The organism is Enterococcus sp. SB12 (genome assembly GCF_030910025.2).
Classification (GTDB): Bacteria; Bacillota; Bacilli; order Lactobacillales; family Enterococcaceae; genus Enterococcus_B; species Enterococcus_B faecium.
The window spans coordinates 207,203-219,953 of record NZ_CP175676.1 but is presented as its reverse complement, the minus strand read 5'-3'; the positions used below and the strand labels follow the sequence as shown (position 1 = coordinate 219,953).

At 36.7% G+C, this 12,751-nt stretch carries 14 protein-coding genes and 2 pseudogenes; all 16 read right to left on the bottom strand.

The window, feature by feature from the left end:
* Positions 1-185: 185 nt before the first annotated feature.
* Positions 186-1,347: pseudogene (locus tag RBL01_RS13835) on the bottom strand (IS3 family transposase).
* A gap of 456 nt (positions 1,348-1,803) precedes the next feature.
* Positions 1,804-2,346 (bottom strand): PBECR4 domain-containing protein, encoded by a 543-nt coding sequence (locus RBL01_RS13830; RefSeq protein ID WP_058128862.1) that lies wholly within the window; start codon positions 2,344-2,346, stop codon positions 1,804-1,806.
* A 312-nt stretch (positions 2,347-2,658) separates the two neighbouring features.
* The gene (locus RBL01_RS13825; protein WP_058128861.1) at positions 2,659-3,210 is read right to left on the bottom strand and encodes a tyrosine-type recombinase/integrase; all 552 of its coding nucleotides are present in this window, start codon (positions 3,208-3,210) and stop codon (positions 2,659-2,661) included.
* A gap of 169 nt (positions 3,211-3,379) precedes the next feature.
* Positions 3,380-3,802 carry a hypothetical protein gene (locus RBL01_RS13820; protein ID WP_200771342.1) on the bottom strand — a complete coding sequence of 141 codons (423 nt, stop codon included), beginning with the start codon at positions 3,800-3,802 and terminating at the stop codon, positions 3,380-3,382.
* Positions 3,799-4,008, bottom strand: a complete 210-nt coding sequence (locus RBL01_RS13815; protein WP_034536275.1) for a helix-turn-helix transcriptional regulator — start codon at positions 4,006-4,008, stop codon at positions 3,799-3,801. Before RBL01_RS13815 ends, RBL01_RS13820 begins: the two co-directional genes overlap by 4 nt.
* Positions 4,009-4,154: 146 nt before the next feature.
* Positions 4,155-4,451 (bottom strand): hypothetical protein, encoded by a 297-nt coding sequence (locus tag RBL01_RS13810; protein ID WP_058128859.1) that lies wholly within the window; start codon positions 4,449-4,451, stop codon positions 4,155-4,157.
* A gap of 2 nt (positions 4,452-4,453) precedes the next feature.
* Positions 4,454-4,735, bottom strand: a complete 282-nt coding sequence (locus tag RBL01_RS13805) for a DUF2089 family protein (RefSeq protein WP_058128858.1) — start codon at positions 4,733-4,735, stop codon at positions 4,454-4,456.
* A 186-nt stretch (positions 4,736-4,921) separates the two neighbouring features.
* Entirely contained in the window at positions 4,922-5,392 is a 471-nt protein-coding gene (locus tag RBL01_RS13800; protein ID WP_058128857.1) for a helix-turn-helix transcriptional regulator, read from the bottom strand.
* Between the two features lie 379 nt (positions 5,393-5,771).
* Positions 5,772-7,676, bottom strand: coding sequence for a heavy metal translocating P-type ATPase (locus RBL01_RS13795; RefSeq protein WP_086275824.1), 1,905 nt, complete (start codon positions 7,674-7,676; stop codon positions 5,772-5,774).
* A gap of 197 nt (positions 7,677-7,873) precedes the next feature.
* Positions 7,874-8,107, bottom strand: a complete 234-nt coding sequence (locus RBL01_RS13790) for a heavy-metal-associated domain-containing protein (protein ID WP_002292161.1) — start codon at positions 8,105-8,107, stop codon at positions 7,874-7,876.
* 143 nt (positions 8,108-8,250) lie between these two features.
* Positions 8,251-9,105, bottom strand: a pseudogene (lgt, locus tag RBL01_RS13785) (prolipoprotein diacylglyceryl transferase).
* A complete protein-coding gene (locus tag RBL01_RS13780) occupies positions 9,096-9,428 on the bottom strand; it encodes a hypothetical protein (protein ID WP_010829800.1) in 333 nt (110 codons plus the stop codon). The pseudogene lgt and the gene RBL01_RS13780 overlap by 10 nt, the downstream one beginning before the upstream one ends.
* Positions 9,429-9,656: 228 nt before the next feature.
* Positions 9,657-10,361, bottom strand: a complete 705-nt coding sequence (locus RBL01_RS13775) for a Crp/Fnr family transcriptional regulator (protein WP_002292156.1) — start codon at positions 10,359-10,361, stop codon at positions 9,657-9,659.
* Between the two features lie 143 nt (positions 10,362-10,504).
* Positions 10,505-11,077 (bottom strand): Dps family protein, encoded by a 573-nt coding sequence (locus RBL01_RS13770; RefSeq protein WP_010829801.1) that lies wholly within the window; start codon positions 11,075-11,077, stop codon positions 10,505-10,507.
* 236 nt (positions 11,078-11,313) lie between these two features.
* Entirely contained in the window at positions 11,314-11,880 is a 567-nt protein-coding gene (locus RBL01_RS13765; RefSeq protein ID WP_038809140.1) for a recombinase family protein, read from the bottom strand.
* Between the two features lie 435 nt (positions 11,881-12,315).
* The gene (locus tag RBL01_RS13760) at positions 12,316-12,684 is read right to left on the bottom strand and encodes a plasmid mobilization protein (protein WP_306703146.1); all 369 of its coding nucleotides are present in this window, start codon (positions 12,682-12,684) and stop codon (positions 12,316-12,318) included.
* Between the last annotated feature and the right edge of the window lie 67 nt (positions 12,685-12,751).

Sequence of the window (12,751 nt, the reverse complement as noted above, 5' to 3'; positions counted from 1 at the left end):
TTCATTAATAAATATCCCTATTTATGATAAGGACCTCCCTAACTACTTCTCTAACGATGGAATGGCAACAGTTTTTTTGACAAATTTTATAAGGTGCAGAACTTCTTTCCGTATGCTATTCCGATTGTCCTTGACAATGAGCCTCCTCGGATGTGACGATCTTCGGCAGGAGCTAACAGTTAAAGTTAGACTGCCTCGCTAGCGTTAGCACATCCGAGCTCATTATCAAGGATTCGCTGCGCCAATCTCTGGTTACGGTAACCAACCGGTGTCTCGTAGCCAAGTGTACCGTGCAACCGAAGGTGGTTCCACCAATTGACATAGTCAAATAACTCCAAATCCAATTGTTGTAAGGTTTCAAATGTGTATTGATAGACAAATTCTACTTTCAACGACTTATAAGTTGATTCAGCTACGGCATTATCAAAAGGACAGCCTTTATGACTCAATGATCGATTGATGTCAAAAGTTGTTAATAATTCATCAATAGCTTGGTTATCAAACTCTTTTCCACGATCAGTATGAAAAATCTCAACCTCTGTCAGAGGTTGTTTGATACGGCTAAATGCTTTTTTTACTAGAACGGCATCTTTATGTTCTCCACAAGAATAGCCGAGAATTTCTCGATTGAACAGATCCAAAATGAAACAGACATAATTCCATTTTTCCCGACTCGTACATAAGTCAAGTCTGTTACGATCGCTTCTAATGGGTTGTCTCTTAAGAATTTACGATTCAATACGTTTGTCGTTTTGGCTTCATTGCAAGTAGAATGATGTACTTTAAAATAAGCAACAGTATAGCTCGATTTTAATCCTCTATTTTTCATGATTCTACTAATTTTTCGTCGGCTGATCTGAATGCCTCGTTTTGATAAGGCTTTTTTTATTTTTCTTGAGCCGTAGGCCTTTCGGCTGCGGATAAATTCTTCAGCGACTACTTCTTCAAGTTCTGATTCGTCTTTCTTTGGTTTTGATTGATAATAATAGGACTGACGTGATAGACCTAATATTCTGCACATCGCTGATATAGGGTAAAGATGCTTATTCGCATCGATTACTTGTCTCTTCGTCCGAATATCAGCGCTGCTTGCTTTAAAATATCATTCTCCATTTCTAATTGCTGGTTTCTTTTACGTAGTTCTAACAATTCTTTTTGTTCAGGCGTAAGATTATCTTTTTCTTTGAATGAACCACTCGTTTTAGATTGCTTTACCCATTTGTCAAATGCTGAAGCCGTTAGTTCATATTCTCGAATGATTTCTACACGTGGCTTTCCAGCTAAGTAAAGATTGACGATTTGTTGCTTGAATTCTTGTGAAAAAGTTCTTCGTGTTCTCTTAGACATAAAAATTCCTCCTGGTATGTTTTCTTCTAGTCTACACACCTTAATTTTTCTGTCTAGTTAATTGTAGCCTATCCAGACTATATCTTATATCCATAAGTCAACTCAGCCGGACTAAAAGGGCTAATCTTACTAGAACACAAGCTGCACTTGATATGCAAATTAACCCTGAATCGGAAGGGTGCTTAAATTGGATATTAACGGAGGGATAAAGTAAAATTTATCTCTAGGGAATGTTTAGAAAGGATCCAAGTTCCTTAACAAGTGACAATTAGTAATGTAGTAACAACGATAGATTGTATGCCGAACATTTCAATTTGATACGTATAAAAGACGATTTCAAGCTCATCCGTGATAAATAACCCACATGAATGATTTGAAATCGTCTTAAAATGCTTTATTTTATAACCCAAAATAGAATAATTACTTCAAAATAACGTCGCATATCACTATTAATGATTAATCGATGACTTCCATAATCATTTTAAGTTCCCCGGATGTTAAATCCTCGCTAAAAATGCCAGTAACTTTTTGTCCAGGTCCAATTTCCTTTGATGATAGGTTTAACAAAGAGATAGGGATATAAATTAATCCGTTTTGTTTCAAAGACAGAGCCAATATTTTTTTCCTTGTTCGAATAGCTGCATCATAGCGAAGAGAAGAGTAAACACCTCTGCCAACAATAGAAATATGCTTCCCCAATAATAAATCAAGGCTACCTATTACTTGTAATTTCTGAAAGGTCGTCCCATCCGTTTTGATTTGAATATCCTGTAAATTTATTTTCCTGTCTAAGGCATCTTGAAAAAACAAGTGTGTGCCTCTGCGATAATCAATGCCACAGAGGTGCATAAAATTAGTTGTCGAAAAAATAATCGCTACCGTTGAGACTTCTCCGACAAAGGATACTTTTTTATCTACAAAATGTTCTTGTAAGAGATGGGCAGCCTTATAAATCGCGTTTAACTTTCTGGTAATTTGGGTTGTCTCTTTTATAGACATGCGTTTGTATTCTTTTTTTGCCACGTGCGAAGAATGCTCCTTTTTCCCAATAAAAAAAGCTGCTCAAAAGAGCAGCCTTTTATACAGGTTTAGTTTTGGTGCTTGCCACCCGCCGGACCCTTACGTTCCGGATTTGTATCGAGTTTAGTTTTGGTGCTCGCCACCCGCCGGACCCTTATGTTCCGGATTTATATCAAGTTGACTATGAGCCTGCTCTCATTTGTATATATAATATACCAAAAAAAGGTTGATTTGTCCAATACTGTGGGTGATTATAACCGTCTTACTGTGCTTATCTATTATATAATACAATCAAAAACCTAACCGAAAATTTAATAACGTTTCACTGATTTCATCTTCATTAATTCCGATGTAGCGTTTGGTAATCTTCTCGCTGCTGTGACCAAAGATTTCCATTAAGGTGGCCACGTCTTTGGTTTTCTTGTAATAGTGGTAACCAAAGGTTTTTCGTAGGGTGTGGGTGCCGATATCGTCCCTTCCTAACAGCTTCGCGACCTTTTGAAACATATGGTAGACCGTATTGACTTCTAAATGGCCGCCCTTAGTACTGGGAAACAAGTAAACCTCCGGATCTAAGGGTGCGGTATAGCCGTGAATCAAGTCCTGTAAGCTGCTTAAGTATAAAATGCGTGTTTTCCCTGTCTTTTGCTCCACGATGCGCGGGTTTTTTGAGGTAATCACGTCTTTTTTCTTGAGTTTGACGATGTCGGACATGCGCAGACCGCTGTTAATTCCAATTAGAAACAAGAAAACGTCACGTTCCGCATTTTTATTCCGTCGCAGGCAAAATAAAAAATCATTAATCTCCTGTTGCGACCGTAGTGGCTGAATATTATAGCCCATGACAATCCCTCCTTTTTAATCTGTTCGAATACATGATTATAGTTATTATAACACGAAATCGTGTGTTTAGGGGGAGTAAAAAAAAGAACCCTATAGGGATAGGATTCTTGATACATGATTTTATACAATTTCATGTATCAATGAAAATTAATTATTATTTTAAACTCGACTACTTTCTTTTAATAATGAGTGCTCCTATTCCTGAAATCCAGATATAAGAGAAGAAAAGAATCCATAAATAAAAGATTGAAATAGACTCTTTACCTAAAAGTGTAAAAACACCTAGGGATATAAATAAAATACCTAAAAAAATATGTGACGCATATGCAAAAAAACGAGAAATATTTTTAATAACACGTTCGTCTGCTTCAGGGACATTATTTTTCTTTTTCTTTTGCTTTATTACTTCAATGACTGTCAAAAAGAGAGTTGCTACTAGGCCAGCAGTAAGAACTTCATATGGAAACTCACCTTGAAAGTAGTAAATAAGAAATGAACCCAAAACTGCACCTAGAAACGTACAGGTAATAAAATAATATGGTACCCATTTTGTTAATTGTTGCACACTTACTTCTCTGTCTTTTATGCTCATTTATTATCCTCCTCTAAAATAAATATTTCATCGATTGGCATATCAAAATATGCTATTAATTTTAGTGCTAACTCTAAACTAGGATTATACTTATTCTTTTCAATTGCATTTATAGTTTGCCGAGTAACTTGTAGATCCTCAGCCATTTTCATTTGAGTTATTCCTTTCTTTTGACGGATATCTCGTATATGGTTAATCACATTCATTAATTGAACCTCCTAATTTAAGTAAAGATATCTTTACATATATAATAACAAAACACCAAACGAGTGTAAAGATATCTTTACAATCGTTTGGTGTTTTTTACTATTCTCGATATATGAATCTATCTAATTTCATGTATTAGCACTGATTAAATTCTTTGTTGGTCTTTTGCTTTCATTTTATCTAGTTCTCTACGTAGTTCTTTTTGCTTTTTCTCATAACCCTTTTTCCAAAAAGAACTAAGAACCGCTAAACCGATAAAAGGCATAAATATATCGCTTATAGAAAATTCTAACGTTCCGTTCATTAGAAACCATATATTAAAACCAATAAAAACTATTGGGAAAATCCATCCTAAAGCTTTATATTCGTTATATCCAAAATAAGATTGTGTGATTCCTATAATTACTACAAAAATTAATCCAATGATATATATCCAATACATACTTACACCGCTTTCTTATAGTTGTTTATAATTTCATTAGCGCTATCTAAACTAATTTTATCCTCGATAACCATTTGCATAATTGAACTTACAAACGGATTATTTTGTTGCTCAGAATACAATTTAACCTTATTAATTACTCTGTCCAGTCTTAGTCTTACAGTTGGGTAGCTGACATCATATACTTTCGCTAGTTCTTTTAATGAACCCGAAGCTAATATAAGCTGTCTAATAAACTCTTTTTCTTCATTTTCTAAGTAATCAAACCAAGGATTACTTTCCATATAAAAACCTCCTTTTCAACTTTATTAATTATAAGTTTAACATAATAATAAGTAAAGTTAAAGTAGATATTAACTTTATTGATTATTTTAATTTAAAAAGAAGCAATCCTAATTTAGAATTGCTTCTTTTATGGATACACGACTTTATCTAATTTCATGTATCTTAAATAATTTTTTTAAACCTGGTTAATCTTCTGAATAATAAATAGTCATAAGATAATAGAAAAATAGTGTAACTGCTATAACAACAACAAGCGCTTTTAAGTTTAAAGTTCCAACGTATAGTAAAAACAGTAAAAGTAGAGCAGGTTTTACTAGGTATTTTAACACCTTAGAACCTTTATGCTGTTGATTTAACGTATATAGGAATCGAACGGGTAAAAATAATACTCCAAATAGTAGTGTGAAAAGAACATCTTTCAATGTCAATTTTTGATTCATTTCAAAAACTCCTTTCGAATGGTTTGTTCCTTTATCTTCAAGGTCAGATAAGTTGAATAGGTTATCTAAAAGTTTTAGGCTGATCAAATCAGGTTGGCTTTTTCCTAATTCCCATTTAGAAATAGTTTGCCTTGTAACAAATACTTTATCTGCGACTTGTTGTTGTGTAAGATTTAATTCTTTTCTTTTTAGTTTCAGTTTATTAGAAATATCCATAATGACCTCCTCAGATATAACGTATCATTTCTTTTCTTTTAAACAAAGCAACGATAACGCAACGTTCGTACTGTTGCTTTAAATGCTCCTATTAACGTAACCATTGCGTCTGATTAATAAAAAAAGAACCCTGTTTTAACAAGGTTCTAAACACACGACTTTATGTAATTTCATGTGTTACAACTTAATAGGAATTTAAATTTTATTATTAGATTTTTTAATCATTTACACGAAAATTAATTTTATAAAGAGCATACTTTATACTCTTATTTTTTTTTCAAGAACTCAAAAAAGCGGAAAATCCCAGATTTAAAAATCTGAGTTTCCGCTTTTGTCATTTCAAGGATGGACTATTGTCTCAGCCTCTTCTAATTTATTCTTAAGATATTTTTACTTTCTCTGCAGGTGCTGATACTTCTTTTTGTTCTTTCCGACCTTTCAACTTATACTTCATTAATCTCATGCCATTGAAAATTACCACCAAGATACTACCTTCATGAACCAACATTCCGATAGACATATTCATCCATTCGCTGAAGAAGACGCTGGTCAACAAGACCAACACTACTCCAATTGAAATCACGATATTTTGTTTCATATTATTTGCGGTGGCTTTTACTAATCCTAATGCGTGAGGCAAGTTGCTGAAGTTCGAGTTCATTAAAACGACATCGGATGTTTCAATCGCTACGTCCGTTCCGCTTCCCATTGCGATTCCAATGTCTGCTAAAGCTAAGGACGGACTATCGTTAACGCCATCTCCAACAAAGGCTACAATTTGACCACGTTGTTGAAGTTTTCCGATATAAGCCGATTTGTCTTCCGGCAACATGTGGCCGTGAGCTTCGGTCAAACCAAGTTCGCCGGCGACCACATCAACGGTTCCTTGGTTATCTCCTGAAAGAACGACTAGATTTTTCACGCCCAAGTCTTTTAATTCCTGCAAATTAGCTTTCACACCCGGACGGACTTGATCGCGAATGCCCATCAGTACTTTTAATTCACCGTCGACCGCTGTCAAAACGAGAGAGTTCCCTTGTTGTTCAAACCGTTTGACATCTTTTTGCACTTTTTTGCTGAGAGTGACATTTTCTTTTTCCATCAAGGCCACATTCCCAACAGCCACTCTATGTCCAGCTACACTTGAAACGATTCCGCCGCCTTTCACGACTTCAGTTCCTTCAACAGGATAAAAGTTTGTTTCTCCAATTTGATTTAAGACCGCTTTTGCTAATGGATGATCTGATTCCCGTTCCACACTGGCCAGATAGCCAAGCGTTTCAGCAGGATCTTTTTCATACAGTTCAGTCGCTGCAACGGTTGGGTTTCCGACAGTTAAAGTACCTGTCTTATCAAATACAATTGTATCCACATTGCTGAAGTCTTGAATGACTTCACTCCCTTTTAAAAGAACACCGTTACGAGCACCATTCCCAATACCGGCAACGTTTGAGACAGGCACTCCGATAACTAATGCGCCTGGGCAACCTAGAACCAAGATGGTGATTGCTAACTCAATATTTTGACTGAACGCCCATACAACAATTGCCAGAACCAAGACAGCTGGTGTGTAGTATTTAGAAAAGCGATCAATGAACCGTTCCGCTTCGGATTTAGAATCTTGTGCTTCTTCCACGAGTTCAATAATTTTTCCAAACGTGGTGTCCTCACCAACTCGGTCAGCTCTGATTTGAATCGTTCCGTTTTCTAAAATGGTTCCTGCAAAAACTTCTGCATCAGCTAGCTTGTTGACTGGAACAGCTTCACCTGTAATGCTAGCTTCATTGATATGCCCTTCACCCGTAAGGACTATGCCATCTACTGGAACTTTCGCACCCGTTTTAACGAGCAAGATATCCCCTTCATCTATATCATCCACTTCTACTTCTTCAAATTCGCCATTATCCATTTGTTTCAAGGCGCTTTCGGGTGCCATTTCAGTCAATTCTTTGATAGCAGATCGCGTTTGGTTCAATGTTCGTTGTTCCAAGTAGTGTCCGAATAAGAATAAGAACGTGACAATAGCCGATTCTTCATAATTTTGAATAAAAAGCGCACCAATCGCTGCAATACTGACTAAGACATCAATACTGATGACTTTGACTTTCATTGCTTGAAACGCTTGAATGGCAATTGGCGTAATCCCAAAGACAGAGGCGATGATCAAAGACCACTCTGAAAGTCCTACGTTTTCTAAAACAAAGTGACTGAAGAAACCGAGTACGATTAACAATCCACTGATGACGGTGATAACATTTTTCTTGCTTAATATATATTGTTGCATGCTTTTTCCCTCCAAAATTAATTTCTCTTTTATTGATAAACACAGTATAAGATAATTGCTTAAGTAATTAATTGACTGACATCAAGTTTAGAAAGTTCTCTTTTATCGTTTCTAAGCACCTCGAATCGGATTGCAACAAAAAAAGCAATCCTGGAAAAATAGCTTTTCTTCCAGAATTGCCTAGTTCATTTGATCTGTTAAGCGGCCTTGACTTTTGCTTTAAGGACCGGATAGCCTACGTTTTCGATAGCTTTTTGAATCTCTTCAATCGAAGTGACAGCTGAATCAAAATTGGCTTTGACTTTGCTGGAGTTGAATAATACTTTAATGCTGTCTTTATCAACACCGTTAACTGATTTTACGGCACCTTCAATTTTTTGCATACAACTTGGACAAGACAACGTTTCTAATTGCAATATAGCTTTTTCCATAATTCCTATCTCCTTTATGTGTTTTTATTTTATCGGCAGCAGATTAATGAACACTGCCTTTTCCTCTTTACAACTGTAGTATAGCTCACTTTTAGCAAACGAAAATTGACGCATATCAAGTTTTGCACTTTTTATCTTTTTGCTCAATTCACCATCTTAATAGTCTTTTTCTGCCCCTTATTGCCATCAGAATAATAAGAAATTGGTGGATAATCTTGTCTGCGTATAAACCATACTACAATCGCGCCAATAAACAGGGCCAGAGACAAGGCTTGCGAAACGCGGATCCACTCGCCAATCCATAAACTGTCCGTTCGCATACCTTCAATGAAGAACCGACCCACTGAGTACCACAAAACGTAACTCAAAGCGACTTCTCCTTGACGCAAAAGCTGTTTTCGGTTCCGTATAGTGACGATGAGGACAAAGCCCAACAAACTCCACAATGACTCGTATAAAAAAGTCGGATGGTAGTAGGTACCATTGATATTCATTTGTTCAATGATAAATTCAGGTAAATAAAGATTTTCCAAGAATTGACGAGTAACCGGTCCACCATAAGCTTCCTGATTCATAAAATTGCCCCAACGACCAATGGACTGGGCTAACAATACATTGGGCGCTAAAATATCAAGAACGAGTGCCAAAGAAGTACCTTTTTTCTTTGCATACCAATATAGCGTACCCCCTCCTGCAATCAATCCCCCATAAATCGCAATGCCGCCATTCTAAATCGCAAGGATTTGTCCTGGATTTTGCAGATAATAACCAAGTTCAAATAACACATAATAAAGCCGAGCGCCGAGGAGTCCAATCGGAATTGCCCATAAGGCCATATCGATAATGGTATCCTCTTCCAGTCCTTTTTTCTTTGCTTCCTTGGTGCTCAACTGGAGAGCCGCTAATATGCCCACTGCAATAATGACTCCATACCAATGAATCACAATAGAACCAATCTCCACCACATGAAGATTCAAAACGCCTAATACTAATCCCATTCTATTTGCTCCATTTCTTCAATTTTTCGCGTCATTCTAGTCATGGTGATGCTGAACAAGATTCCGGCTAAGCTCCATGGAAACCAAACAGTGAATACACTTTTATCTCCCTGGTCACTCGCTTCGTAATACGCCACTTTTCCGTGTCCGATTACGCCGGCTCCTTTTACAACTTCCTCTTCTTTTTCCATAGCTAACCTATCTGCCTCAACAACGTTAGACGTTTTTGCTTCGCCGCCAATCGTGTTCTTGGTGAAAGGGACGACAAAGAATGCACCCGCTGCTGACAACGTGATGGCAACTATCACCCAAAAACAATGCACATTCACCCCTACTTATTTTTACGTTTTGTTCGACAACCCTATCTTAAAGAAAAATAAAACAAAAAAACTTGAGGGTTATCATGTTTGTGCTTTTATTTTTCCAATGAATGAAGGTTGTTCTGTCTTAAAAAAGTCAAAAACGGACAGATGGAAGCAAAAGCACTGAGTTCTGTCCCGTTGTTAATGAAGAGCGACAGAACACCAACGTGTAGAAAAAAGTGTGTCCGATTATTCGCTGTAAAGCAATAAATCATCTAAATCCTGAATCTTGATCCTTTTCCCAGACAGCTGTTGAATCAATCCCTCGTCCTCCAATTCTCCAAATTTGCGACTGATGGTCTCAGGTGTCGTTCCTAAATAGGAAGCAATGTCCTTTTTTGCCATCGGCAGGGTGATGGTGGGAGAGTTGCCCATTTCAGGTTCCACATTTTCTGCCAAAAACAAAACTAAACGGGTAATGACACTCTCCACGGCTACTTGTGTCGTTTGACGTTCTGAACTTTCTAACCGTTTAGACATTTCCGCCAATAGTTTTAAAGAAATAGCTGGGTATTGTTCCAGAAAATCTTGGACATCTTTTTGCTGAATCATACAGACAACGGTATCTCGGGTTGCTTCGGCATATTCCTCGTGTACTGCATCCGGGTTGAACAAGGTCCATTCTCCGGTGAAATCACCAGGGTTCAAGATCCGCACTAGCTGCTCTTTGCCAGAGTCTGCCAATCGATAAATACGGATTTTCCCACGATTGATAATATATAAAGTATCCTCTTTTTCTTGTGAACGAAACAGAAACTCTCCTTTTTGATACTGTTTCGTGTGGGCTTTTTCAGCAATGTAATTCATCGCGCTATCCTCTAAGTGATTGAATATTGGAACCAAGCGGATACAGGCTGCGTGGTCACCAATTTCATGATGGGTATGTTTAGTCAATTCATTCTCCCCCTTTATTTATTTTGTTTATGTTCGCTGCTTTTATTATATAAGTCTCTTACTACAAAAAATTGATGCACATCAAGAAAATGGAAAAAGGACTGGAAAGAATTCCAATCCCTAAATCAGCTTCTATTTTTACCTTAATCTTCATCCTCATCAAGAGCGTCATCATCTTCTAATGCTTCTTTACCAATGAACGCTTGCAGCATCCAAATGTTCTTGTCTAAGTCATTTTTAAAAGCAATCAATGTATCTTCTAAAGCATCGTCACCCTCGTCTTGAGCTAAACGAATCGCGCGAATAGTTAGGTCACGAGTGCTTCTGAAGTCCTCGATAATATTTTCAACCATGTCTTCTGCTTTAACGTATTTATTAACTGCATCTTCCGAAAGCATCGAATATTTTTCAAATTCAACCGTTGTCGAAGCAGGTTTATGCCCAGAAGTAATTAGACGCTCCGCAAGTTTATCGAACCATTTTTCATTTTCGTTATACAACTCTTCAAATTTTTCATGCAACGTAAAGAAATTGGCTCCTTTTACATACCAGTGATATTGGTGCAGTTTCACATGTAATGTATGCATGTTGCCTAAAAGATGATCCGCAATGGCCGCTGCATTAATTTTCGTATGATGAACATGTTCCTTGTGTTCTTGTTCTTCTTGCAATCTTTCTTGGGGTGTTCTTTCTTGAGTAGCTTTATTTTCAGTCATGATTTATTCCTCCTATAATTTTGGTTTGTTTAAAACAGCTTTCTTTGATTCCTCCTTTTTCTTTACTGAATTTAGTATAGGATAGATTTCCGTTAAAAAAATTGACGCTCATCAAGAAAAGTATTTCTTAATAGACGCCAGGCTTCTCTATTAAAATAAGTTCTTTGAAGTTTATTTCTTTTTATTGGGTTTATTTCAAAGCTTACAGATTGTAAATCTCTTTCTTAGAATAGACTCTATACATCAGTACTTAATTGCAGTTTTCTCTTATTGCGCGTCAAAGTGCTCTTGCTTATGCCGGTCATTTTCTCTACTTCTTTATAGGAATGATTCTTCAGTAGATTCATGGCGAGATTGATTTGTTGCTGGCTGAATTTTTTCGGTCGCCCTTCCCGGAAGTCGGGTTTCTGTTTAGCCAACTCTTTCCCCTCTTGTGTACGTTCTACAATCAAATCACGTTCAAAATCCGCAAAAGCACTGAAAATTGTGAAGATCAATCTTCCAGTGGAAGTATTTTCAATAATTCCTAAATTCAGCACATTGATCCGCACACCCTTCTCAAATAAGAGCTTGATTGTGTTCAATGCGTCTTGTGTGCTGCGAGCGAAGCGGTCCAGCTTCGTCACAACCAAAGTATCCCCTGTCTCAATTTCCTGAAGCAGTTTTTGGAATTCGGGACGATCACTTTTTGTCCCGGTAATTTTCTCGAAGTAGACCCGGTCGCAGCGTTCCTCCTCTAGTTGACGCAGCTGCCCTTCCAAATCTTGCTGGCGGGTACTCACCCGTGCGTAGCCATATTTCATCTTTTTTTGCCCTCTCTTTTGACTATAAGTTATGACACCTTTGTATCCCTTGATTTTACTGGAGCAAGGAAGCATAGTCAATACTCTTAAGTTATGAACAAAAAGACTTGTTAAAGGTTTTTCTTGGCAAGTCTTTTTGTTCATGCTCGTTGGTCTGCTTGACGACAGAAGCAGTCCGCTTGCAAAGCGAAAATTCTTTTCTAAAGGGCTAAAGCATTCTACGATAGCTCTAGAAGCTCACATTTTAGCTTATAAGCGATTTTAAATTATTTCTAGTGTAATTCTTCCACTAACAGGTAATCGTTGCTTATAGGGCTTTATATTGGCTTATTTATAAACGTGGGGAATGTTGACTTTTATTTTTGGTGTGTTCTTGCTGGTAATCTTCGTAACGGTCAACGGCCTTGTCAATGATAAGCGTAAATTTCATTTTTTCTAGCCCTCCGAAATATAATGAACCACTTTTTGAATTTTATCTTCCAAATTTTCTAATTGATTTTGATAATCAGACATCAATTCTTTTGTCTGATTATTTTTATTTTCGTTTAAATGTTTAGCAATTTGATTGATATTATTTCCGATACGTTTTAGTTCAAATTTCGTCGAAGAAATTTCAGAAATAATATTTTTATATTCTGAAAAATCAATAGAAAAAATCTCTTTATTGCAACAAGCTCGCCTTGCAAAAATAGAAAAATTAGTGATGCCAGTTTCTCTCATCATCAATTTAATTCTTTCCGCTTCTTGTTCATTTACAAAGAATTTTTTTTGAATAATTCTCTCACGATTTTTGATTTTTTTCATCTTGTCAACCTTTCAAACTACTGTCAACTCTAAAATCCCAAAATAGGGGGTTAGTGTCTTTAGTGAA